General features: G+C 29.5%; 21 protein-coding genes and 1 CRISPR repeat array. Of the genes, 6 read left to right on the forward strand and 15 right to left on the reverse strand.

Annotated elements, in window-relative coordinates; translation table 11 throughout:
- Positions 1–62: 62 nt before the first annotated feature.
- From thrS to cas13a, 4 genes are all read right to left on the reverse strand, one after another.
- Entirely contained in the window at positions 63–1,973 is a 1,911-nt protein-coding gene (thrS, locus tag ACEG17_RS03840; protein ID WP_372582623.1) for a threonine--tRNA ligase, read from the reverse strand.
- A 286-nt stretch (positions 1,974–2,259) separates the two neighbouring features.
- Positions 2,260–2,698: a CRISPR direct-repeat array (repeat unit 36 nt; unit sequence GTTTTAGTCCCCTTCGATATTGGGGTAGTCTATATC).
- A gap of 139 nt (positions 2,699–2,837) precedes the next feature.
- A complete protein-coding gene (gene cas2, locus ACEG17_RS03845; protein ID WP_372582624.1) occupies positions 2,838–3,155 on the reverse strand; it encodes a CRISPR-associated endonuclease Cas2 in 318 nt (105 codons plus the stop codon).
- Complete coding sequence (gene cas1, locus ACEG17_RS03850) at positions 3,145–4,059, reverse strand: type II CRISPR-associated endonuclease Cas1 (protein WP_372582625.1); 915 nt, start codon at positions 4,057–4,059, stop codon at positions 3,145–3,147. The genes cas2 and cas1 overlap by 11 nt, the downstream gene beginning before the upstream one ends.
- Before the next feature lie 14 nt (positions 4,060–4,073).
- Positions 4,074–7,487 carry a type VI-A CRISPR-associated RNA-guided ribonuclease Cas13a gene (gene cas13a, locus ACEG17_RS03855; protein ID WP_372582626.1) on the reverse strand — a complete coding sequence of 1,138 codons (3,414 nt, stop codon included), beginning with the start codon at positions 7,485–7,487 and terminating at the stop codon, positions 4,074–4,076.
- Between the two features lie 261 nt (positions 7,488–7,748).
- On the opposite strand from cas13a, the gene ACEG17_RS03860 reads away from it, so the two are divergent.
- Genes ACEG17_RS03860 through ACEG17_RS03870 form a run of 3 tightly spaced genes read left to right on the forward strand, consistent with a single transcriptional unit; the run spans position 7,749 to position 10,527 of the window.
- Positions 7,749–9,050, forward strand: coding sequence for an alpha/beta hydrolase-fold protein (locus ACEG17_RS03860; protein ID WP_372582627.1), 1,302 nt, complete (start codon positions 7,749–7,751; stop codon positions 9,048–9,050).
- 48 nt (positions 9,051–9,098) lie between these two features.
- Complete coding sequence (locus ACEG17_RS03865) at positions 9,099–9,827, forward strand: hypothetical protein (RefSeq protein ID WP_372582628.1); 729 nt, start codon at positions 9,099–9,101, stop codon at positions 9,825–9,827.
- A gap of 31 nt (positions 9,828–9,858) precedes the next feature.
- On the forward strand, positions 9,859–10,527 hold the full coding sequence (locus tag ACEG17_RS03870; protein ID WP_372582629.1) for a TMEM164-related integral membrane acyltransferase: 669 nt from the start codon (positions 9,859–9,861) through the stop codon (positions 10,525–10,527).
- 119 nt (positions 10,528–10,646) lie between these two features.
- On the opposite strand, the gene spoVG is transcribed toward ACEG17_RS03870, so the two are convergent.
- From spoVG to pckA, 10 genes are all read right to left on the reverse strand, one after another.
- A complete protein-coding gene (spoVG, locus tag ACEG17_RS03875; RefSeq protein ID WP_147006314.1) occupies positions 10,647–10,931 on the reverse strand; it encodes a septation regulator SpoVG in 285 nt (94 codons plus the stop codon).
- 93 nt (positions 10,932–11,024) lie between these two features.
- Positions 11,025–11,270, reverse strand: a complete 246-nt coding sequence (locus ACEG17_RS03880) for an RNA-binding S4 domain-containing protein (protein WP_021743376.1) — start codon at positions 11,268–11,270, stop codon at positions 11,025–11,027.
- Positions 11,271–11,288: 18 nt separating this feature from the next.
- On the reverse strand, positions 11,289–12,281 hold the full coding sequence (locus ACEG17_RS03885; RefSeq protein WP_372582630.1) for a phosphate/phosphite/phosphonate ABC transporter substrate-binding protein: 993 nt from the start codon (positions 12,279–12,281) through the stop codon (positions 11,289–11,291).
- A 96-nt stretch (positions 12,282–12,377) separates the two neighbouring features.
- Complete coding sequence (locus tag ACEG17_RS03890) at positions 12,378–13,124, reverse strand: biotin--[acetyl-CoA-carboxylase] ligase (protein WP_372582631.1); 747 nt, start codon at positions 13,122–13,124, stop codon at positions 12,378–12,380.
- A gap of 467 nt (positions 13,125–13,591) precedes the next feature.
- Positions 13,592–14,710 carry a sodium ion-translocating decarboxylase subunit beta gene (locus tag ACEG17_RS03900; RefSeq protein WP_372582632.1) on the reverse strand — a complete coding sequence of 373 codons (1,119 nt, stop codon included), beginning with the start codon at positions 14,708–14,710 and terminating at the stop codon, positions 13,592–13,594.
- Between the two features lie 54 nt (positions 14,711–14,764).
- Positions 14,765–15,139, reverse strand: coding sequence for a biotin/lipoyl-containing protein (locus ACEG17_RS03905; RefSeq protein WP_372582633.1), 375 nt, complete (start codon positions 15,137–15,139; stop codon positions 14,765–14,767).
- Positions 15,140–15,168: 29 nt separating this feature from the next.
- Positions 15,169–15,519 carry an OadG family protein gene (locus ACEG17_RS03910; RefSeq protein ID WP_372582634.1) on the reverse strand — a complete coding sequence of 117 codons (351 nt, stop codon included), beginning with the start codon at positions 15,517–15,519 and terminating at the stop codon, positions 15,169–15,171.
- A 57-nt stretch (positions 15,520–15,576) separates the two neighbouring features.
- A complete protein-coding gene (locus ACEG17_RS03915) occupies positions 15,577–15,843 on the reverse strand; it encodes a hypothetical protein (RefSeq protein WP_372582635.1) in 267 nt (88 codons plus the stop codon).
- 64 nt (positions 15,844–15,907) lie between these two features.
- Complete coding sequence (locus ACEG17_RS03920; protein ID WP_372582636.1) at positions 15,908–17,299, reverse strand: oxaloacetate decarboxylase subunit alpha; 1,392 nt, start codon at positions 17,297–17,299, stop codon at positions 15,908–15,910.
- A gap of 141 nt (positions 17,300–17,440) precedes the next feature.
- On the reverse strand, positions 17,441–19,036 hold the full coding sequence (gene pckA, locus ACEG17_RS03925; protein WP_372582637.1) for a phosphoenolpyruvate carboxykinase (ATP): 1,596 nt from the start codon (positions 19,034–19,036) through the stop codon (positions 17,441–17,443).
- A gap of 720 nt (positions 19,037–19,756) precedes the next feature.
- Between pckA and ACEG17_RS03930 the strand changes: the two genes are divergently transcribed.
- The 3 genes from ACEG17_RS03930 to ACEG17_RS03940 are packed head-to-tail and all read left to right on the forward strand — an operon-like array spanning position 19,757 to position 23,560.
- Entirely contained in the window at positions 19,757–20,251 is a 495-nt protein-coding gene (locus tag ACEG17_RS03930; RefSeq protein ID WP_299571078.1) for a KdsC family phosphatase, read from the forward strand.
- Between the two features lie 46 nt (positions 20,252–20,297).
- Complete coding sequence (locus ACEG17_RS03935) at positions 20,298–22,802, forward strand: DegV family protein (protein WP_372582638.1); 2,505 nt, start codon at positions 20,298–20,300, stop codon at positions 22,800–22,802.
- 50 nt (positions 22,803–22,852) lie between these two features.
- Positions 22,853–23,560, forward strand: coding sequence for a biotin--[acetyl-CoA-carboxylase] ligase (locus ACEG17_RS03940; protein WP_372582639.1), 708 nt, complete (start codon positions 22,853–22,855; stop codon positions 23,558–23,560).
- 53 nt (positions 23,561–23,613) lie between these two features.
- Here ACEG17_RS03940 and rfbD read toward each other — a convergent pair whose 3' ends face one another.
- Positions 23,614–24,468, reverse strand: coding sequence for a dTDP-4-dehydrorhamnose reductase (rfbD, locus tag ACEG17_RS03945; protein ID WP_372582640.1), 855 nt, complete (start codon positions 24,466–24,468; stop codon positions 23,614–23,616).
- Between the last annotated feature and the right edge of the window lie 46 nt (positions 24,469–24,514).

Below are 24,514 nucleotides of genomic sequence, written 5' to 3' on the forward strand. Positions count from 1 at the left end.
TTATAACTTTTTTACTTTTAAAAAGACTTTTATTTATCAGTTAAATTACTTAATCTTATTTTTTATTTTGAAAACGGAACAAAAGATTCCTGTTTCAAAGTTTGGATAATTTCATCAACTGATACGTTTTTACTGTCTTGTGAACCAAATCTTCTTACATTTACTTCGTTGTTTGCAACTTCATTTTTACCAATTATTAGTTGAACTGGTATTTTTTGGTCTCCGTTTGCTTCTCTGATTTTGTATCCAATTTTTTCTAATCTTGTGTCAAGTTCTACTCTGATTCCTGCATCTTGAAGTTTTGTAAACAATTCTTTTGCGAAAGGCACCTGTTCGTCAGAAATTGTCAGGATTCTTGCTTGTACTGGCGCTAGCCAAGTTGGGAACGCTCCTGCGTAATGTTCAATCAAGATTCCAATAAATCTTTCCAAACTTCCGTACATTGCCCTGTGAATCATTACTGGCTCGTGTTTTTCACCATCTGCACCTATATAGCTCATTTCAAATCTTGCTGGAAGGTTAAAGTCTAACTGGATTGTTCCACATTGCCAAATTCTTCCGATTGAATCTTTCATCTTAAAGTCGATTTTTGGTCCGTAGAATGCTCCATCTCCAGGATTTAGCTTGTAATTAATTCCTTTATGTTCCAAAGCTGATTTCAAGTTTGCTTCAGCCATTTCCCATATTTCGTCTGAACCTATTGCTTTATCAGGTTTTGTTGATAATTCAATGTGGTATTCAAATCCGAATACAGTATAAAATTTATCATATAAATCAATAATTTCGATAATTTGTTCCTCAATTTGCTCTTTCGTACAGAAAACGTGGGCATCATCCTGTGTAAATGCTCTAACTCTCATAAGCCCATGTAAAGCTCCACTAAATTCGTGTCTGTGAACAAGCCCCATTTCTCCATATTTCAATGGCAAATCCTTGTATGAATGCAAGTTATTCTTGTAGGCAATTATTGAACCTGGACAGTTCATAGGCTTTATTGCATACTCTTTTTCATCAATTGTTGATGTATACATATTTTCACGGTAATTGAACCAATGTCCAGAAATTTCCCACAATTCCTTATCTAGCATAATAGGAGTTTTTATTTCCTGATAACCTCTTTTTTTATGCTCAACTCTCCAGATTTCCTGCAATTTATTGAATAATTCCACACCTTTTGGCATAAAGAAAGGGAATCCAGGTCCATGCTCGTCTACAAAGAACAAGTCAAGCTGTTTTCCTAATTTTCTGTGGTCTCTCTTTTCAGCTTCTTCCATCATTGTCAAATAATCATCCAGCTCTTTTTTTGTTGCAAAAGCTACTCCGTAAATTCTTTGAAGCATTTTATTGTTTGAATCTCCACGCCAGTAAGCTCCTGCTGTTGACATTAGCTTAAATGCTTTTAGGTAGCCAGTCGATGGAATGTGTGTTCCACGGCATAAGTCTATAAATTCACCTTGCTGATAAATGCTAACTTTATCTGCACCCAGGTCTTCAATTATCTCAACTTTGTAAGTTTCACCTTTTTCAGCAAAGAATTTTTTTGCTTCTTCGGCAGTCATTTCACTTCTTTTAAATTCATAATTCTCTTTTACAATTTTTGTCATTTCCTCTTCAATTTTTGCTAAATCTTCCTCAGTAAACGGTTTTTCAGGGTCAAAATCATAAAAAAATCCATTTTCAATAACAGGCCCTATCGTAACCTTTGTATTCGGGAAAAGTCTTTGCACAGCCTGAGCCATAATATGTGCCGCACTATGTCTTATAATTTCTATCCCTTTTTCACTTGTATTAGTAATTATTTCAATTGTTCCAGATTTGTCAATAATATGAGATGGATCAACTTGCACACCGTCAATTATCGCCCCAACGGTTGCCTTCCCAAGACTGCTCCCAATACTTTTTGCAAATTCTACAACAGTCATCGGATTTTCCAACTGTCTTTTACTACCATCAGGCAAAATCATTTCTATCATTTCGATTCCTTCTTTCTCTCTTTTGTCAAATAAAATTAGGCTCTAGTTAGCCTAATCGCATAATTATTTATTATAGTATAATTCTTATTTTTTTTCAACCTAAAAATTTAAAACATCTCCAAAAATTTGCATTTCAGAACAACCAAGCAACTATATTCAAAAAACAATAAAAAATGAGCAAGAATTGAAATTTTATTCTCACTCAAAAGTTATTTCTATTAAATATCACTTTTCGATATTGGGGTGGTCTATATCGGAATTGGTATACGTGTCAGTCTTAGAAACTGTTTTAGTCCCCTTCGATATTGGGGTAGTCTATATCGAAAATTACAGATAGATAGTCAAACTGTATTTGTTTTAGTCCCCTTCGATATTGGGGTAGTCTATATCAATAAATGCTTTCAGTAAACTTACAATTTTGTTTTAGTCCCCTTCGATATTGGGGTAGTCTATATCCACTATAAAATAATACTCTATCTAATATAGAAGTTTTAGTCCCCTTCGATATTGGGGTAGTCTATATCATTTACTTGATTTAGATAACTTAGAATTAAGTTTTAGTCCCCTTCGATATTGGGGTAGTCTATATCTCTTGGACAAAGAACAACAAGCTAACTTATTAGTTTTAGTCCCCTTCGATATTAGGGTAGTCTATATCCAAGTAAACTCTTACTCCAATCTTTTCCTCAGTTTTAGTCCCCTTCGATATTGGGGTAGTCTATATCCCATCATTTGTTTTTAGTGATTGGATATTTTGATTGATATTTTTGCTATTTATCTGTATTTTCCATATTTTCATCTTGATATTGTTCCTTAATAAATGATATAAACCACCACTCACATTATACCATATTTTTTGATTTTTCAAAATTCTAATATTTTATTTTGTGAAATTTTTTCTCCCATTGTCACTTCTCCTGCGAGTACCTTCATTTTTTGAAATTGATCTTCTGTCAGGATAATAGAACGGATTGAGGAATTTTCTGGAGCGAGCATTGATAACTGTTTTTCTGCCAGTTCGATTTTTTCTTTTGTTTTTGACTTCATTATATATACCGATTTTTGAAGCTGATAATATCCTTTTTCTATCAATTTTTTCCTAAAAGTCCTGTATTCAAATATCTCAACATCTGTCTGCATAGGAAAATCATACATAAGTAGACCAAAATACTCAATACTCATAGTCCATCACGCTCAATTTCGGAATTATCACTTCTTCATCTTTTACAAAATAATTTCGTATGCTATCCAAATAATAGTCTACCGCTTGGAAAAAATCATATTTCTTATCGTTAAATAATACCTTCTGCTGTGCCACAAGAAGTATTTTTTGCCTTATCTCCTTACTTAATTTCACTTCATTCAAAATATCCTTGTACATATAAACAAGATAATCCACCATAGGACGAAAAACTTCTATTATATCATCAGAAAAATTATAGGCATTAAACTGTGACTTATGATGTAATCCCAGACTTGGATGAAATCCTTTGGCTACAATCTTTGATGATATTATAGCTCTTAAAATCATATATCCATAATTAAGTGCCGAATTTACACCATCTTCATCAAATCTTTTAAAACTATTGCTATATAATTCCTGAAAATATATCCTTGAAGCTATTGCTTCCTGATGTTCTGCGCTCACATCATCTTTTTTCAAGTTTTTCTTATATGTTTTCAGTCTTTCAATGGAAACATCACTTTTTTCAAGATACTCTAACAATGCTCTTTGATTTTCAATCTTATTCTCCACTATCCTGCTCCACAATTTTTCCTTTTTCTCCTTTTCCCACTCAATCTGTTCATTTATTCGTAAAGTCACTTGAAAATGATTAAATAATCCCAGCGAATGAATTTCAGGCTGATGTTTCTCGTTGCAAATAATAATCGGAATGTTATTTTCCACCAGCCTCAGCTGCAAAATCGCACTAATCTTACAATGACAATTTTCAATAACTATCGCAGATATATCATTCAAAGAAATCTTATTTTTCTCATCATTATTGTCTTCATCAATCATTACAAGCTGATTATTCGATATTGACAAATCGTCAGCCTTTGTTATGTGAATTATATTGGGCATTTTAACCATACTCCTTATTTTGAATATTCAAGCATTGCTTTTACCAATTTACATAAATCTTCTGAATTTCTATGAGATTTTAAATCTTCTTTTCCTAAATGTATAATTTCAACAGACTTCACTGAATTTAGAATTATTTCTTTATCAGAATTTATAATAAACTCTGCTTTAAATCCATATTCCTCTAGAATATCTTTTATAGATTTCATCACAGCATTTTTTAATTTTCTGTCATAATCCAATAATTTTCTTAATTTCTCCATCATTTTTAATATCGAATATTTAGGATTTGGTAAATAATTAAAGTGTGCAATATAGTTTCTAACAGGAGTATTGTCATCAAATTTTACATTTTTCATTTTATTATTATTCTGGTATTCAACATGTGTACTAATAAACTGTTCGTATTTAGGACAAATTTGTCCTGATTTATAGACACTATTATTTTTATTATCATGACTAAATATTTCAATAATATCTAATTCATCTGGAAATTCTCCTGTTAATCTAAATCTTAAATCTCTTTCCCAAATTGAAGTAAATCCAACCAATCTATGAAGTATTTTTAATAACAGGCTTTGAAGTAAATTTAGCTCATTAAACTCAATTTTATTTTTTAAATGTACATATTTTTCTATATTTTCTATAGATTTTTTATATTTTTCATAATCTTCTGTATTATTCTTTTCTGAAAAATTTTCATATTTTTTTTGATATTTATAATGTAAATCTTTTTGAATTTTATAAAAATCTGTTTTTTTATCTTCTAATTTCTTTTTTAACCTATCATATTCTTTTAAGTCTTCTTTCTTGATACAATAATTTGCTTTCTCTGAAATTCTTTCAAGCAAATCTAACATACCATATTTTTTAATATTGTACAAATTTCTCATATTCTTTATATTGTTATCATCAGAATAAATATTGTAGTATTCACCAGTATTTTCTATTTTTTCAAAATTTCTCAGTTCTCCAAAAGTTTGATTTTTCCTTTTTTTACTTATTTTTTCTATAAATTTCCCAATTTCTTCTGCTGAAATTTTAAAATTTTCTATTTTTACTTTATTATTATCAAGATTAACTATATTTAAAAGCATCAATTCTTTTTCATATATATTAGTCTTACTAAAAATTTGATATTTTTCAAGATTCCCTTTTAATTCTGTAATTTCTTTATAATTTAATAATTTTAGAAGTAAGTAAAAACAATTAATTCTATCTGTTTGATTTAATATTTTGTCTATTTTTGTTATTTCTATCTTCTGTATAATCTCGTTTATTTCTCCTATGTCTTCTAAAGTTTTTTCTCCTGCTATATATTCTGACATCTCACTATCAAATATATTTTTCTTATCTTGAACTTTCTTTAATTCTAATAAATAATTATAGTCATTTTTTATAAACTCAAAAAAACCTTTCAAAAATATTCTTTGAATAAAATCTAAAAATACATTTTTTCTCTCACTATCTATTTCTTCTATATTTATCATATATAAACTTTGTATAATTTCTAAATACTTCTTAGGATTTTTTTCGTTAACGCTTTTAAATTTTTTAAATTTACAATGTTTGTCTTCATTTTGATTTTTATTTAATTCTATTATTTTATCTTTTATACTAATAAATATTCCATTTTCTTCATTTAAAAATTTATCTAAAAATTTTCCATAATAAATATTTTTTAATAAATATATTTGAGCATCCTTTCCTTCGCTTTCATCTGGAATTTTCCATTCTTTTATTTCTAAACTATTAGCTAAATCTTGTACTCTATTGTATATTTTTGTAAAAGAAGGTACAAAAGAAACTTTTCTATTAGTAAATGAAAAGATAACTTTATCCATATATTCTGTTATATCTTTATTACTCAAATAGTCAAAAACATTTGCACTATTTAACTGTTTAAAAATCTTAAACTTTATTTTTTCTTCATTAATTTCATTACTAAAAATATTTTTTGCTGTATTTCCTAAATTAACATTATTAAATTCAAATATATTTTGTGCATTTGTTTCCATTTTAAAATGGATAATTTCATGTCTTATACTGCTAATAATTTTATCAATATTCATTAGAAAAACTTTTATTTCTTGTTGATTATTTATATCAAAATAATTACCAAAAAATAACTTTAATCTTTCTTCTAACTCAATTTTTTTATTTTCTTGATATAATTTATCTACTTCTTTATCTACTTTATTCGTTATATCTTGCGTATTATCAGTATTTAAAATATTTCTCAAAGAAAAGTATGCAGAAGAAGACACTCCTATAATACTTCTTAAAAAGGCTTCTTTTGTTCTTATTTCAGAAATTTTTTCACTGTTTACTACAACATCATTATTACTTATATAGGCATTATATTTCCCACAATTTCTTATATAATTATTCAACTTGTTTACTAATTTATTTTTTACTAAATTTCTTAATTTACAATATTCAAATATATTTTCTAATTTTTTTTTATTTATATTCCTTTTGGAATACACATAATTTTTCAATAATTGGTTTACTTCAATTTCTACCAAATGACAAAAACAATGTTTTATACTTGTTTCATCCAAATTCACTTTATCTATATAGTATTTATAAAATATCTGAGATTTTGTTAATTCTTTTATTTCAGGTTCTATTTCTAATAATTTATCGAAATTATTTCTATTGTCTTGTATTTTTTTATATAATTCTTCTCCAAACTCAGTCTTATTTTTATTCAATATTTCATGATATGCTTCTCTAATCTTTCTTATATTCCTATCCTTAGAGTCTTTTGTTATTTCAGAAAACAGATTATTCATAGCTTCATGACTATTACTATATAATTTGTCAAATGCTTCAAAAATATTATTCACGTATTCCTGATGTTTTGAAGAAATTCTGTAATATTCATAAAATAAACTTTTTTTATTATTCCCTTTAACTCTATCAGCAGTATTATTTACGCTTTCTTTTTTAAAATGTGCCTTGTTCTCTTCCAATGAATTTTTTATTGATTGTATTTGATTTAGTTTTTTTTGCAAATCATTTTCAAAAACTTCTAAATCTTCTTCAGTACAATTTTCTTCCTTCAATATTTTATTCAAAACATTAAAATATTTTTCATTTCTAACATCATATTCATTAAACCCTTCAATTTCTATTTTTTCAGTATTTTCATTAAATATTGTTATTTTCTTATTGTCGATTATTAGTTTTACTTTAGAAAAATAATTTTTAGCTTTTTCTCTTCTTTCTTTATTTTGCTCTTTACATTGCTCATAATTTTTTACATAAAAATCTAATGTTTTTAGAAATAATTCTGTCGTTTTTGTTTTTATATCATAAAATCTTTCCTCAGTAACATCTTTTTCTATCTCATTACTTTTTATCAACTTTCCTTTTTCCTTATATTTCTTATGAGAAATACCATCAATTTTAGTAATTTTCATACACATCCTCCTAAATATCTTTTTATATTAATCGAACATTTTAAATCCATTTCACATCTTTCTAATCAAAAATACAATTTTCCATTTTTAGTATACCACATCAGTATTAAATTTCAAAAAATCAAAGAAACTTGCTAAATGTTGGAATAAATATTTGATTAAATTTATTTTTTATTATTAAACATTTTGAAATATGAAAAAATTATGGTAAAATTTATAAAAGGTTTTTATTTATTCAATAAGGAAAAGGAGAAATTGTTTATGAAAAAAGTAGTATTATTTTGTACAGTATTCGGAATGTTATTATCAACGATATTTATTTCAGCAGAAACAACTACTGCGTTCAAAACTGAGAAAATAAAATATCCTAAAGGAATTAGAGGTATCACATCTGTAACTGAAGTTTTTGGAACTGGACAGCAAGTTACACATATTATTCTGGAATTTAACGAAAAGGTAGTAAACTCACAGCTGACTAAAGATACTTTTGCCGTATCTGACAGAACTGTTGAAAAAGTTTATTCAAATACTCAGCCAGAAAGAACTAATATCGTAAAAGATGGAAAATATGTCATTATCGAACTGAATACAAAAGATAATGGAGCTTCTTTACGTATAGAAGGGAACAATGAAGTTGGATTTCAAATGAAAAAGGCGACTTCCAAGATAACACAAAAAGAAGACATCTTGTTTACAAATGGTAAAAAATTGGAAAAAAGCATTGCAATACTTGAAAACAACAAAACAAAAAATTTAGTTGTGGAAAACTTTAAACAGTTTGTGTATAAAGATCCAAAAACTGGAACAAGTGTAAAGTATAATCTGTATATTCCAAAAAATTACGACAGAAATAAAAAATACCCGCTTGTATTATTTATGCACGATATGGGAGTTTTAAGTGAAGATACGAAAACTACACTATTACAAGGAAATGGTGCCATCTCATTTGCAACACCTGAAGAACAGGCAAAGCACGAAGCATTTGTGCTAGCACCACAGTACTCAAGACAAGTGGTAAATGACAACGGAGATATTACAAGCGACTTGGATGCAACTGTCAATTTAATAAGAGAACATTTACTTTTAAAATATAGTATTGATGATAAAAGAATTTATGCGACTGGACAATCAATGGGTGGAATGATGGCTATTGTTATGAATTACAAATATCCAGAATTATTTGCCGCTTCATATCTAGTTGCTTGTCAATGGAATGAAAAAGAAATTGCCCCTATGGCAAAAAACAATTTATGGATTACCGTTTCAACTGGAGATTCAAAAGCTTATCCAGGAATGAACGCAATTACAAGTGAACTTATAAAAAGAGGTGGAACTGTAGCAAGAGACAGCTGGAGAGCTGATTACTCAGATACACAGTTTTTAGAAGGAGCAAGAAAAGTTATTTCTCAAAAAACAAACATAAAATACGTAACACTTGAAAAAGGTACAAATCCATACTTGCCAAAAGATGCCAATCCAGGTTCTGAACATTCAGGAACTTGGAAAGTAGCTTATAGTATACCTGGCATTAAAGACTGGATGTTTTCTCAAGCTAAGCAGTGAACAGCGTTAAAGAATTTTAAATAAAAATTTGAAAGCGAGAAATAAAAAGTGGAAGAATTAAGAGAAGTATTGAAAACTGAAGATTTGACACAAACTGAATATCAAGGCAGAACTTTTGAAGTATTAATAAAATCATTTAAAACACATAAAAAGTTTTTATTTCCAGCTTTTGTATTGTTTGGAATTAATGGATATGTATTAAAAAACTTTATTGTGTTTCACACAATCAGCAAAGAAGAACTAATTACAAGTTTTTTAATTACAGTGGCAATTGAGTTTATACTAAGTTTATTTCAAAATAGTGTTATAAGTAAAATTAGAGGGAAAAATGAACTGGATAAAACTAATTTAATATTTAGGTCCATTGTTCTAAGTATAATAATGACTTCAATAAATTTTAGTATTCTTATGATGAGCAACAACTTGGCATCCTCTGTAATTACAATTGTGCTTGCACTCTGTTTTTCATATTTCAGACAAGTTTATCTATCTAGAGACCTTAATTTTTTTGAATCTATTGAAGAAAATTTTAAACTTCTAGATGGAAATAGAAAAAGGATTATTCTACCTTTTATTGTTGTTAATATAATTTTTCATATTTTATCTTTCATTTTTCTTGTATTTGCTGTAATAATCGGAAACTATTCAACAGATGCTAGTTCAGAGCTGATGGTAATAGTCATTTTAGTTCTGTTTAAACTGGCAGATGGAATAAATGAATTTTACAGAAAAATTTTAGCAAGTATAATTTTCTTAAATGTAGAAGATAATCAATAAATCAAATGAAAAATTTAGAAAGGAGGCGCTATTGACTTTTAGTTATTTTAGCCCTATTCATATAGAAACTTTTATTGTTTCAATTTTATTTTGCGTATTTTTATTCTATATTCCAAAATTTTTTAAGAATATAGATATAAAAAAATATTCAACATTTTTAGGATATTTTTTGTTAATATTTAAAATAGTTGATTCGATTTATAGGCTGATGTATCAGAATGAACCTATAACCAATGTTACACCTGTGCATCTTTGTAATTTTGCAGCAATTTTCGCAGGATTGTATTTAATTTTTAGAACAAAATTTTTATATAATGTAGTTTATTATTTAACTTTTGGACCGGTATTGGCGTTAATCTTGCCTGGGATAATTTACTATCATGACAACTATTATGTCTATATTTTTATGATAATGCATGCACTTATTGTATTTACAGCTTTTTTTGGATATGAGTATCTAGGTGAAAGACCTACAAAAAAAGGATTTATTCAATCAATAATCGCATTACTTCTTATATTTCTTTATGCGTTTATCTACAACTTTATCTTTAAGGAAATAAATGCAATGTTTTTAAAAAGCCACATTATCCCACAAGTGAAGTTTATAAATCCTATCTGGTTATATGATATTGTTCTGATTTCTACAATGATTTTTTTAGAATTTTTGTTATATTTGCCAGTTATGAAAAGAAAAGTTTAATATGAATCTTTAGAAAAGTTTTAAAAAAAAATAAGAAGAAAGAAAAGTACACCACTGATATTAGTATTATTATGTATCTATAATTTTAGTATTTTAGGTGTACTTTTTTATTAAAAATTTTATTCAGTTTCAGATTGAGCTGCACTTTCCTGCTCAAATTTTTCCAAAATAACTTTTGTTATTTCAGCACGAAGTTCAGGTTTAATTGGATGAACTATGTCCTTAAATTCTCCATTTGGCATTCTTCTTGATGGCATTGCCACAAACAATCCGTTTTGTCCATCGATTATTTTTAATCCATGAATTACAAAACTTTCATCAAATGTGATGTCAGCATAAGCTCTTAATCTCTCATTGTTTTCTGTTTGTTTTCCAATTCTAATACGAATATCAGTTACTTTCATAAGTCTTCTCCTTGTTTGTATAAATTTATCTACCACTATAATTATACCCTATTTATCCTAAAAAACAAGAGATAAAACAATATTTCCTCATAATTATCCAATTATTTCAATATATTCGTCAATAAGTTCTTTTTTAAGGCTTTCAGGCGGTAAATCCAAAACTTTTACCTTTATATTCTTGTTAAAATACTTTATGTCAAAAATATCGCCTTTTTTTACATCATAAGAAGATTTTTTCTGCTCTCCGTTTACAGCAATGTTTCCATTATCTGCCAATTCCTTTGCCACTGTTCTTCTTTTTATAATTCTCGTTACTTTTAAAAATTTATCTAAACGCATTTTTCCCCCTCTATTTTATTACTTTATATTTTTCATTCCTTCGTACCACGCTGTATTTGTTTCCACAAATCCAACATTTGGGTTTTCTTTTAAGAAAAGTCCTCTTACTTTACTCTTCTTGTCACTGAAAATATGTGGATTATCAGTTGTTGATTTAGCTAAAAGGGCCTTTTTGATTTTTTCCTGATCCTCTTTTGCCAAAGTTTTTGTATTAAATACGATTGGACCATTATAAACTGGAATTGATTTTATAACTGTAAAGCTTTTTCCAGCATAATCTCCAAATGGTGCAACTGCCCCTTTTCTCACTTTATATGTGGCTCCTGAATTAAAGTCTTTTCCAGCAGTCAGCTCATAAATTGTGAATGATTTTGGAATAGCAAATGTTGCAACATCAACATCTCCTTTAAATAATAGAACTTGTGCTCCAGGATGCGAATTTCCAAACATAACTTTTGAAAACACTTTATTTCCAAGCACTTCATCCGTATTTTTTAATCCAAATTCTTTTACAATGAAATTAGCTGGTATTTTAAATCCAGATGTAGAGCTGTTTGTAACAAATCCCATAGACTTACCTTTTAACTTCTTCAAGTCAAATCCATCTCCAGAACGGTATTGATTAGCATCTTCTGCTCTAACTGCAATAAAGCTGTAATAACGTGCATCTTCTAATGTCCCACTTTCTCCAGCATTTGTAAGCACAGCCTCAATATCCTTTGTTCTCTGTCTAGCATTCAAATATGCTTCGGCTCCTATATATGCAATTTGAGACTGTCCAGAAACAATATTCTCAACTGTAATATTATAGTCAGTCGTTGTAACAATTTCGACTTTTTTCCCAGTTGCTTCCTGCACAACCCGTGCAAACTCTTCACGTGATTTTTTCAGTGAATCATTAGTTTCATTTGGTAAAAATACAATTTTGATTGTATCATTTTTCTTGCCACAACTAATAGTAAATAGCAAGATTGCCAATAACAATAAACTTCTTAAAATATTTTTTTTCATAAATACCTCCTAAATAGTACAAATAAAATATGGTTTATTATAACATTTGTCATTTGCATAGTCAATTCTCTATAAAAATAAGTTTAATAATTTATTCTAATAATAAACTATCTTTTCAAAAATCTCCCCAACCGAAAAACTCCTAACTTCCCTTTCTCCAGCCTCATTTTGTTCCATTAAAACTTCGATTTCTCCATCTTTATTAATATTATGTGCAATTCCTGAAACAACTTCATTTCCAAATTTTAATTCAATTCTTTTGCCTTTCAGATAGTTTATTTTATTTATTTTATCCAAAATATTTTCCCATAATCCATTTTCCAGCTGTTTACATAATATTTGAAACTCTGAAACAATATTTTTTATAACTTCATCAATTTGATATTTCTTATTTGTTAATTGTGTCAGTGAAATTGCCTTATTTTGTAAGTTTTCTGGCAATATGTTATTCACATTTATCCCAATTCCAACAATATAGACATTTTCTGTTTTTTCCAGCAAAATACCGCATAATTTCTTGTTTTCCAAATAAACATCATTTGTCCATTTAAATTTATATTCTAAATTTTCAATTTTCTTTAATCCATTTATTGTTGCAAGACCTGCAATCAAAGGTAATTTTAAATAATTCTCGATCTCCCAGTCATCCCTTTCCTTCAAGAAAAAGCTAAAGATAGCCATTCCATCCATAGATACCCAGTCATTCTGTCTGCGTGCCTTCCCATGAGTCTGTGTTCTAGCAGAAATAACATCAAATTCTTCATGACTTTTATGATTTCTTCGTAAATAATCGTTTGTCGAATCAAGTTCATCAAATTTATATAGATTTATATTTTCTTTCATTATTTTCTCCTAAATTTATTCTAATACTATTTCCCATTTATCATAAATTCGATTTAAAATAGGAATAATTTTTTATAATATAGTTGTTTAATAGCTAATTCATAATCATTCAATTAAATTATTTTTTATTATTTTTTATATATCTTGATTAATAAATATTTTTTCATTTTTATTTTCGTAGGATTGCTCATTGCCGCAAATCCTTATCTTGCAGCAAAGATTCATCTCAATAATTAAAATTGTAGCAAGATTGCTACGCAATAACCTATGGCTAGTCTACGACATTTCTCTGCACTGACAAAAAACTCGCTACACTCAAACAGTTTTGTCAGCACAGAAAAATGCTCCGACGGATTATTTATACTAGGCTTTTTTTGACGAAAATTATATTTTAATTATTTTAAAATACATATAAAAAATCACTCTCACTAAGTATAAAATTTTAGATTAATGAGAGTAACAATTTTTTATCTGAATATTATTAAAAGAACTCCAGCGGCAACGGCTGATCCAATTACACCTGCTATATTTGGTCCCATTGCATGCATTAACAGAAAGTTTTTTGGATTTTCTTCCTGCCCTAGTTTCTGTACAACTCTTGCTGCCATTGGAACTGCTGAAACTCCTGCTGCTCCAATCATAGGATTTACTTTTCCTTTAGTCAGTTTGTACATTATTTTTCCAAACAGTACCCCTCCTACTGTCCCAAAAGAAAATGCAATTAACCCAAGAATAATAATTTTTATTGTTACCAGACTCAAAAAATCCTTTCCGTCAGCAGTTGCTCCAACAGTTATTCCAAGCACTATTGTAATACAGTATAACAAGGCTCCTCTTGCATGTTCAACTAAATTTGAAACAACTCCAGCCTCCTTTATAAGATTTCCAAGCATTAACATTCCGATTAACGGAGCTGATGACGGAACTAGAAGAATAACAATAATTGTTACTGCAATTGGAAAAATTATTTTTTCCCTTTGACTTACAAATCTGAGCTGTGTCATTTCCACCATTCTTTCCTTTTTTGTTGTCAAAAGTTTTATAATTGGAGGTTGAATTACAGGAACTAAAGCCATATACGAATAGGCTGCGATAGCGATTGACCCTAGTAAATGTGGTGCCAGTTTTGTTGTCAAGTAAATGGCTGTAGGTCCGTCAGCTCCTCCAATAATTCCAATTGAAGCAGCCTCTTTTCCAGTCAGTCCTAGCAAAATGGCTCCAATAAACGCTATAAAAATCCCCAGCTGTGCAGCCGCTCCTAGCAGCAAACTTTTTGGATTTGCAATAAGCGGTCCAAAATCAGTACTTGCTCCTATTGCCAAAAATATTAGCGGTGGATAAATACCTAATTTTACTCCTTGATATAAATAGTATAAAAGTCCACCTTTTTCCATAAGCCCTTCATTTGCAACAGTAGGCAAATTTGCGAGCAGCATCCCAAAGGAAATTGGAAGCAATAGATAAGGTTCATATTGTTTTTTTATCGCCAGATACAACAAAATTAGCGAAATTATTATCATTATAATCTGTCTTCCAGTTATCATTGATATTCCTGTTGTTCCATAAAGAATTTTTAGTAATTCCATTTGAAAACCATTCCTTTCTTTAAGGTTTTTAGTAATTTATTAGATTTTTATATTTTAAGACAATACCACTAAAATATCATCAGTATTTACTGTATCACCCTTTGCCACTCTAATTTCACTTATAGTTCCATCGCAAGGTGCTACAATTGGATTTTCCATTTTCATAGCTTCTAATACCACAACTTCATCTCCAGCTTTTACCTTTTGTCCAGATTTTACTTTCACATCTACTATAAGTCCTTGCATAGGGGCTTTTATTACTTCGCTTCCTTCAGTTTCCTTTTGTAAAGGCGGATTTTCATTCTTGCTTACTTCTTGCTTGCTGTCTGAATTGGCTGAAGTTTCAATAGTTCCTTCTTTTTCTGAAACATCTTCCACTTCTACTTCGTAAACTTTTTCTCCGATTCTAATTTTATACAGTTTAATCATTTTTTCTGTACTCCTTTGTATTTCAGATTTTATTTTATTTCCCTAATATTTTTTATTCTTATACGACTATTCTTGTTATCTCCAGCCGCTTCAATCAAAGCTGCCATCATTGCCGCCAGCATAGTTTCATCTTTTATTTTTTCCATATTAAATTTTTGTTCGCTATCTTGCTTTTGGTGCTTTTCCAGAATTTTACCGTCATTTCTTTTTTTATTCTCAATATCTGCATTTTTTTCTTCATAAGCTGAAAAGTATTTAAAAAATGACAATACAAATGAAATCAAAAATAATATAAAAAATACAATCAGCATACTGACAACAGTTATATAAATGGCATCTGAAAAAGTTACAGCCGAATTTCCAAATAAAATACTTTTCATATTTTAAATTATTCCTTTCAATTTTTTGAATTGCTAAATTTAAACAGTTTCTGTATATTACTTTACTTCGTAATAACTATCAAATTTTTCCTTTTGCGAGAGTTTCATTTTATTTCTCAAATGAACCATATCACTTACAATTCTTTCTTCTATATGGCTTAAATTGTCCCAATCTATAAGATTTTCTGCATCACGTGTCTTATTTATTTCCATATCAAGTTCCGATATTTTTTCAAGTAATGTTTTTTTGTTCCATCTTGTATTTTCGTACCATTCCGTTATTTCCTTTAATTTTGTCTTGAAGTAATCTATATCTAAGTTCATTTTTTTCACCTCTCTTTTTAAACTGCCTATTCTATTATATTTCGATTTTTATTTCTAAAAACTTTTAAAAAACAACATCAATATTCTGAATACTAATTTTCTCTTCCAAGTTTTTTTCCTCGTACTTTTCTTTCAGGTAATCTTTTGCAATCTGTGGAAAACATGCGTAAGTTAGAACATCTTCATCAGATTTTGCCAGACTCCCTATTTCATTCTTCATTGTGTCGTATTCATTTTGTAGCAAATCGGCAGGTCTTCCAGTAAATATTTCATCATTTCCAATTATAACCGCCTTAATTTCATCCGAAATTTTTACAGGTGATTTTCCATACATTCCTTTTACATAATCTTTAATTTCCTTTGGAATCATCTTGTATCTCTGCCCTGTCAAGACATTAAATACTGACTGTGTTCCAACCATCTGGCTCATCGGCGTTACTAAAGGCGGATAACCTAGGTCTTTTCGGACTTTTGGAATTTCACGAAGCACATCTTCATATTTATCTTCCGCTCCTTGTGCCTTCAGCTGTGACAAAAGGTTGGAGAGCATTCCGCCAGGAAGCTGATATTCCACAATGCTTGGCTCTACAGCAAGAGCCTTTGGATTCATTGTTCCGTTATCAATATATTTTTTTCTTATAGGTTTAAAATACTCTGCGACTTCCTTTAAAAATTCAAGATTTAACCCTGTATCATATTTTGAGCCTTGCAAGGTTCTAACAAGCGATTCTGTAGGTGGCTGTGAAGTTCCGCTTCCAAAAGGTGAAATTGCTGTATCCACAATATCCACTCCAGCTTCAATAGCTTTTAATGTACTCATTCCGGCTAGTCCTGCTGTTGCGTGAGTATGCAGTTCAAGTGGTATATTCAAAATCTCTTTCAATTCACTTACAAGTTCATAAGCCACATTTGGAAGTAGAATTCCCGACATATCCTTTATTGCAATAGAATCTGCCCCCATGCTCTGCATTTCTAAAGCCAGTTTTTTATAGTATTCTATTGTATGAACAGGACTAATTGTATAACAGATAGCAAGCTGGCTATGTCCTCCATATTTTTTTGTACTTTCTGATGCCTGCCTTATATTTCTTGTGTCATTTAAAGCATCAAATGTACGAATTATATCAATTCCATTTTTTATTGAAAGTTCTACAAATTTATCTACAATATCATCTGCATAATGCCGATAACCAAGCAAATTCTGTCCTCTTAGCAGCATCTGAAGCTTTGTATTTTTAGCTCTTTTTCTGATTTCTCTTAATCTTTCCCACGGATCTTCATGCAAAAATCTGATTGCTGCATCATAAGTTGCTCCACCCCAGACTTCCATTGCATAATACCCGACTTTATCCATAGTTTCTATTATTGGAAGCATTTCGGCAGTAGTCATTCTTGTCGCCATAAGTGACTGATGTCCGTCCCTTAACGATGTTTCCGTTATTTTTACCTTTCCCATAAAAACCTCCATATTTTAGTAAACATTTAAAAATTGTTATAAAATAGACAGTTAAGCATCTCCCAAAACTTTTAAAATTGACTGAAAATTAAGTAGTTAATATTAACTGCTGGAATATTACTGAACTGTCTATCAACGTATTTATTCAAAATACATTGGACCCGCATTTACAATATGTTCTGGCATATTCGGATATTTTGCTGCAAAATTTTCTCTAAACATTTTTGCCAGTTTTCTTGCAGCTGCTCCATATGCTTCTTTATTTGCCCATGTATCTACTGGATTTAAAAGTTCACTTGGAACATTTGGACAATATTGTGGAATTTCTAGATTGAAAATATCATCGTGTCTGTATTCAACTTCATCCAGTTCTCCATTTAACGCTGCAGTTACCATTGCCCTTGTATATTTTAAGTTCATACGGTTTCCAACACCATAAGGTCCGCCAGACCATCCTGTGTTTATTAAAAATACTTTTGTATTGTGAAGTTCTATTTTTTTACCTAGCATTTCTGCATAAACTAACGGATCTAATGGCATAAACGGTTCTCCAAAGCAAGTTGAGAATGTAGGTTGAGGTTCTGTAATTCCACGTTCTGTCCCAGCAAGCTTAGAAGTAAATCCTGTCACAAAATGGTAAATTGCCGCATCTTTTGAAAGTCTTGAAACAGGCGGTAAAACTCCAAACGCATCTGCTGTCAAAAATATTACAACGCTTGGAATTCCTCCAATCCCTGGAATTTGTGCATTTTTTATATGATTAATCGGGTAACCAACTCTCGTATTTTCTGTCAAGCTCTTGTCATAAAAGTCAAATTCACGTGTTTTAGGATTCATTACAACATTTTCCACAAGGCTTCCAAATTTTATTGCATTGTAAATATCAGGCTCATGTTCTGAATCAAGATTTATACATTTTGCATAGCATCCACCTTCAAAGTTGAAAATGCTGTGGTCAGACCATCCGTGTTCATCATCTCCAATTAACTTACGGTTAGGGTCTGTTGAAAGTGTAGTCTTCCCAGTTCCAGAAAGTCCAAAGAATACCGCAGTATGTCCAGTTCTTGGATCCATATTAGCAGAACAGTGCATAGGAAGTACATCAATTTCCGGCATTACAAAGTTCATTATGGAAAATACGCTTTTCTTAATTTCTCCAGAATACTCTGTTCCACAAATAATACCAATTCTTGCTTCATAATCAATAATTATTGCAGCAGATGAATTTATTCCATCGATTTTAGCATTGCATTTAAAGCCTGGAGCTGCGATTATTGTAAAATCAGCGTGTCCATAATCGTTTAATTCTTCTTCTGTTGGGCGTATTAGCAATTGATGGATAAATAAGTTCTGGCTTGCCCGTTCATTTATTATTCTAAATTTTCGTCTGCAAGTTGGATCTGCTCCTGCCATTCCATCAAATATGAAAATTTCACGATTTTGCAAATATGCAATCAGCTTGTTATAAATAGAATCAAATTTTTCTTTTTCAATAGGCTTATTTACATTCCCCCATGCAATCTTATCATGAATACCAGCTGTATCAACAATATATTTGTCTTTAGGTGAACGCCCTGTATATTTCCCTGTTGTTACAACTAAAGCTCCTGTTTCAGACAATGTACCTTCCTTACGGCTTAATGCATGCTCAATAAGTTCAGAAGGCGTTAAATTCCTGTAGATTTTCGCCACATTTACAATTCCTAATTTCTCAAGATCCTTTGTCAATTTTTTCATATCGCTTCCTCCATATTCCAGAAAATTTTAATATTTTTTTATTTTATTGATTAAATTTATTTGGCATCTTATATTTTCAGGTTTAATGATTAATATTTTATTACTTTAGTTTAATATAAAGACATTTAAGTATAATCTTAAAATAAATGACTAGAAGGCATATTACGTTATTAAAAAACACTTGATTCTTTATAGACTCAAAAACAAAAAATCCCTACAATTAAGTAGGGAAAGACAAAATAATATTAATTTTAAATATCTTGATTTTGAATTTTGGAGGGTAACATTAAATTTATAATAATTTTACTTAGAATAGTTAACATAAAAAATCTAATCTTAACTTTAAAAAATCGCAACTTTATAATTGATTTTTTTATTTTTCTATATAATAATCGTCTATAATATTCAACATTATTTTCTCCCTACATTAATATTATCCCACATTTTTGGCGAAAGTCAATGACCTTCATAAAAAAATAATTAAAAGAATATTCTACGAAAGATTAAATTTGTTATAAAGAAATAATACTATTGTGAAGTAAAAATTGCATCATTCTTCAAATCAGCTTAATAGTCAAAATTTACAGCTATACTCCAAAATAATTCATTAACACCTTTGGTTTAATAATTTTCAGCTTGATTTTTACAAAATAAATTTGAACAATAAGCATATATTATGGTATAATACTAGTAAACTGTAAAATAAAAAATGGAGAGAAAATGATAAAATTAATTTTACTTGATGTAGACGGAACACTTACTGATGGTGGTATCTACCTTGGAAATAGCGGAGAAGAATTAAAGAAATTCAATGTAAAAGATGGTTACGCTATTTTAAATGCACAAAAATTAGGCATTGAATTTGGAATTATTACAGGTGCAGAATCAGAACTATTAAAAAAGCGTGCCGAAAAATTAAACATAAAATACTTATATCAAGGTATTTCAGAAAAAACTGTTATTTTAGATGAAATAATGCAAATATCAGGTCTTCAAAAAGAAGAAATCGCCTATATGGGTGATGATCTCAATGATATAAAAATTATGAAAAAATCTGGTTTTTCAGGGACACCGTTAGATGGAGTAAATGAAGCAAAAATAATCGCTGACTTTGTTTCAACAAAAAATGGTGGAGAAGGAGCTGTAAGGGAGTTCATAGAAACTATTTTAAAAAGAGAAAATTTATTTCAAAAATTTTTGGCAAATGTCAAATAATATAAAAGAAAAATTTAATCAAAAAATTATTTTTTAGGAGGAAATAATGGCAATAAAATATCTAGATGCCAAGAGACTAAAACTAGTATTCATTGGCGGAGGAAAATGGGTTACAAAACATGAGGAGCTATTAAACGAACTAAATGTTTATCCTGTGCCTGACGGAGATACAGGAAGCAATATGTCAATGACATTGAATTCAATGATAAATGATCTGGAAGAAAAAACAGATGATAAAATAAAAATGCCTGAATTAATAGAAGTAGTTGAAGAGGCTGTATTAATGGGAGCTAGAGGAAATTCTGGAACAATTTTATCACAAGTAATTACAGGATTTTTAAAAGGTATTGGAGATAAAGTTAAATTACTTCCAAAAGATGTCGCTGAAGCTCTTTTGAGTGCTAAGGAAACTGCTTATAGTGCTGTAAGCGAACCGATAGAAGGAACAATTTTGACAGTTATTAGAAAAATTTCTGAAAAAGCTATGGAATGTGCAGATAAATTTGAAGATTTAGTAGAATTTCTAAGAGAAATTGTTGTGGCTGGAGAAAAAGCAGTAGAAGAAACGCCTGAACTACTGCCAAAATTAAAAGAGGCTGGAGTAGTTGATGCTGGAGGAAAGGGACTGTTCTTCTTTTTTGAAGGATTCTATAAAGTTGCAACAGAACTGAATCTGCTAGTTGAATTACAAAAGGCTCAAGTTAAAGAAAATGAATTTGATAAAACAATAGCAAATATTAATCACGATCCTGAAAGCATACATTTTCAATATTGTACAGAATACATTATCCTAAATGGAGACTTTGACACGGAAGAATATAAAAAGCGTGTGCTTGAATTAGGGGATTCTGCAGTATTTGCACAAACTTCCAAAAAATTCAAGACTCACATTCATACCAACCATCCTGGAAAAGCAATGGAAATAGCGCTTGAATATGGGCCTCTTGAAAAAATGAAGATAGAAAATATGAAACTGCAGCACGATAATCTTCAAATTTTTAGCGAACGAGATGAAGCTAAAATCTTTGTAAATCCAAAAATTGATAAAACAAAATCTGCGTTTGTAATTTTGGCTGATTCTGAAAACTTAAAGGATGAATTTTTAAAAATCGGTGCAGATGTTGTAATTCTTGGAGGGCAAAGTAAAAATCCAAGTGTTCAGGAAATACTAAATGCAATTGACAAAACTGAAAAAGAAAACGTTTATGTCTTGCCAAATAATAAAAATGTCATTACAACAGCTAAAATGGCAGCCGAAAAATCTCAAAAAACGGTAATGGTTCTAGATACCAAGACAATGCTTGATGGATATTATTTCTTAAAAAACAAGGAAAATGACATCGATGAAGTAAAAGAATCTGCCGCAAGAAACTATTCTGTGGAAATCACAAAAGCTGTAAGAGATACAAAAGTAGAAAACTTGACAATAACAAAAGATGATTTTATAGCACTTGTAAATGGAAAAATAAAATATGCAAAAAAATCATTAAAAGATATTACAGACACAATATTAGCTGATTTAGTAACTAAAAATACAATAACAGCTGTTGTAGTAAGTGGAAATGAAAAAGATGAAGAATCACAAAAAAATATTGAAGAAAAATTATCTAGAATAAAGACTGCTATTATTAATGGAAATCAAGAAAATTACTATTATTACCTATACATTGAAAATAAAGACCCTAATATGCCTGAAATAGCTATTTTGACAGATTCTGTATCAGACTTGACATATGAAGATATTGAAGGGCTGCCAATAAAAATTGTACCTTTGAAAATTGATATAAATGGTGAACTTTATAGAGACGGAATAGAAATTACAAAATCTGAATTTTGGCACGAAATGCTTAACAATGATGCAACAATAAAAACATCACAGCCATCGCCACAGGACTTTTTAAACGCCTACAACAAACTATTTGAAAAAGGATACAAAAAAATCATCTCAATTCATCCGTCTTCAAAACTAAGCGGGACAATACAAGCCGCTAAAGTTGGAAGAAGCTTGACAAATAGAGAAAATGACATCGAACTGATTGACAGTTTAGGAGCTTCATTACTACAGGGATTCCTTGTATTAGGTGCTGCAGGAAAATCTATAAGAGGTGAAAGCTTTACTGAAATCATCAATTGGGTAAATAACTTTAGAAACAAAGGAAAACTTCTTATGATTATTCCAGACTTGAAATATCTTGAAAAAGGTGGAAGAATCGGAAAGGCAAGTTCAACAATCGCAGGTGCATTAAATATGAAGCCTATTCTTACAATAAATCAAGGAGAAGTTACTGTTGAGAAAAAAGTCCTAGGTGAACGCAATGCACAAAAATACATTGAAAAATACATTGAGCGTGAAAGTAAAAAACAAAGTGTCGTTCTTATGAGTGGATGGGGAGGAACTCCAACAGAACTTGAAAATGTAGTAAGAATTTATTCAGAAGTGGAAAATAATCCAAAAGTAAGTTCATTAATATTAAATAGAGAAATTGGAGCAGTAATTGGAGCCCATGCAGGCCCAGTTTACGGAATATTTATATTCCCAAGATTAAGTTAGTGGTTATAAAATTAAATTTTAAAATCAGATAAGCAGAAAGAGGTAAATCTTTGAAATTTAAATTTTTTGATGAAATAAATTCAACAAATACTTATTTAAGGCGACAATTAAGAATAGAAGAATTTGAAGTCATCGTAGCAAAGAAGCAAACAGATGGTAAAGGAAAAAGAGAAAGCGTGTGGATTTCAAATGAAGGAGCCGCACTCTTCTCCTTTGCTGTTGCAGATAATAATTCTGAATTAGATGAAAAAATAACAATTTTTGCTGGCTACATTGTTTACAAAGTTCTTAAAAACTATATAAAAAATAGCGAAAAACTGACTTTTAAATGGCCAAATGATATTTATTATGAAAATAAAAAAATATGTGGAATTCTATGCGAAAAAGTAAGAGGATATATAATAGTAGGAATTGGAATAAATGTTAATAACACCGATTTTGGAATATTCCGTGAAAAAGCCGTTTCACTTGTAGAAATTACTGGAAAAACTCATTCAGTACAAAATATAATAGAAGATGTAGTATCAGCCTTTGAAAATGAATTTCATAATCTCAACAAAAAATGGGAAAATATATTAATGGTTGTAAATGAAAATAGTTACCTAAAAAATAAGAAAATATTAATCAAGAAAAATGGGAAATTTTTAGATAAAGAATATAAATTCCTTCGTGTAGACAGAAGAGGAAAGATCTCTATAATTTCCAAAGGAGATAGTGATGAATTAAAATTTGCCTCGCTGGAATTTAAAGTTATATAAAAAATAAAGGAATATCTTTCTAATCAACATATAGAAAAATATTCCTTTTTATATTACTTTTTAATTATTTCCATTTCCTCTAAATATCTGTCAATTCCATTTTTCCAGTCTGGAATCCTTTCTCCAAGAAGTCTTTCCACTTTCTCGGAAGATAATTTTGAAAAATGTGGCCTTTTGGCAGGAAGATTGAAATCTTCTGTTTTCGCAGTTTCAAGAGTTCCTTTCCAACCTATTTTTTCAAGCACATATTTTGCCTGTTCATATTTACTGGCAATTCCATTATTTGTAATATGATACAATCCAAACTGTTCAGTTTGTATCAATTTCCATGAAAATTCTGCCAAATCTTTTGAATAAGTAGGTGCGGAAATCTGATCATCAACAATACTTAATTTATCACGAGTCTTGCTCCAGTTGATGACCTGTGTATTAAAATTATTGTTAGCTTTTCCAAATACCCATGATGTTCGTATTACAAAAGATTTTTCATAAGTATCTAAAGTTAATTTTTCACCATTTGCTTTTGAAAGTCCATAATTAGATATAGGAGTAGGAATATCATTTTCTGTATAATTTCCCCCTTTTTTTCCATCAAAGACAAAATCAGTTGAATAAGTTACAAAAATTGCACCTATTTTTTTAGAAAATTTTGCTAATTTTTTTGGTGCTTGTTCATTTAGTAAAAAAACTTTGTCATCAGTTTCTGCTTTATCTACATCATTATATGCAGCACAATTTATTATGTGTGTAAAATCATTGTTTTTTTCAAAAAACTTTTCTAAATTTTCTTCACTTGTTATATCTAGTTCCTGATAATCAGTTGCTACATATTTTATATTCAGATTATCAAATAGTTTTTTCAAATCATGTCCTAATTGACCATTAGAGCCAGTTAATAATATTTTCATATAAAACCCCTTCTCATATATTTAGATAAATGGAGTAGCTATTAAT

The organism is Leptotrichia hongkongensis (assembly GCF_041538065.1).
GTDB classification, from domain to species: domain Bacteria; phylum Fusobacteriota; class Fusobacteriia; order Fusobacteriales; family Leptotrichiaceae; genus Leptotrichia; species Leptotrichia hongkongensis.

Bases quoted from the DNA above. Each gene is read 5' to 3' on its own strand.
- pckA (WP_372582637.1), bottom strand. From the start codon at position 19,036: ATGAAAAAATTGACAAAGGATCTTGAGAAATTAGGAATTGTAAATGTG.
- ACEG17_RS03930 (WP_299571078.1), top strand. From the start codon at position 19,757: ATGATAAAATTAATTTTACTTGATGTAGACGGAACACTTACTGATGGT.
- ACEG17_RS03910 (WP_372582634.1), bottom strand. From the start codon at position 15,519: ATGAAAAGTATTTTATTTGGAAATTCGGCTGTAACTTTTTCAGATGCC.
- ACEG17_RS03880 (WP_021743376.1), bottom strand. From the start codon at position 11,270: ATGCGTTTAGATAAATTTTTAAAAGTAACGAGAATTATAAAAAGAAGA.
- ACEG17_RS03935 (WP_372582638.1), top strand. From the start codon at position 20,298: ATGGCAATAAAATATCTAGATGCCAAGAGACTAAAACTAGTATTCATT.
- rfbD (WP_372582640.1), bottom strand. From the start codon at position 24,468: ATGAAAATATTATTAACTGGCTCTAATGGTCAATTAGGACATGATTTG.
- ACEG17_RS03900 (WP_372582632.1), bottom strand. From the start codon at position 14,710: ATGGAATTACTAAAAATTCTTTATGGAACAACAGGAATATCAATGATA.
- ACEG17_RS03885 (WP_372582630.1), bottom strand. From the start codon at position 12,281: ATGAAAAAAAATATTTTAAGAAGTTTATTGTTATTGGCAATCTTGCTA.
- ACEG17_RS03860 (WP_372582627.1), top strand. From the start codon at position 7,749: ATGAAAAAAGTAGTATTATTTTGTACAGTATTCGGAATGTTATTATCA.
- ACEG17_RS03920 (WP_372582636.1), bottom strand. From the start codon at position 17,299: ATGGGAAAGGTAAAAATAACGGAAACATCGTTAAGGGACGGACATCAG.
- ACEG17_RS03905 (WP_372582633.1), bottom strand. From the start codon at position 15,139: ATGATTAAACTGTATAAAATTAGAATCGGAGAAAAAGTTTACGAAGTA.
- spoVG (WP_147006314.1), bottom strand. From the start codon at position 10,931: ATGAAAGTAACTGATATTCGTATTAGAATTGGAAAACAAACAGAAAAC.
- cas13a (WP_372582626.1), bottom strand. From the start codon at position 7,487: ATGAAAATTACTAAAATTGATGGTATTTCTCATAAGAAATATAAGGAA.
- thrS (WP_372582623.1), bottom strand. From the start codon at position 1,973: ATGATAGAAATGATTTTGCCTGATGGTAGTAAAAGACAGTTGGAAAAT.
- ACEG17_RS03915 (WP_372582635.1), bottom strand. From the start codon at position 15,843: ATGAACTTAGATATAGATTACTTCAAGACAAAATTAAAGGAAATAACG.
- cas2 (WP_372582624.1), bottom strand. From the start codon at position 3,155: ATGAGTATTGAGTATTTTGGTCTACTTATGTATGATTTTCCTATGCAG.
- ACEG17_RS03890 (WP_372582631.1), bottom strand. From the start codon at position 13,124: ATGAAAGAAAATATAAATCTATATAAATTTGATGAACTTGATTCGACA.
- cas1 (WP_372582625.1), bottom strand. From the start codon at position 4,059: ATGCCCAATATAATTCACATAACAAAGGCTGACGATTTGTCAATATCG.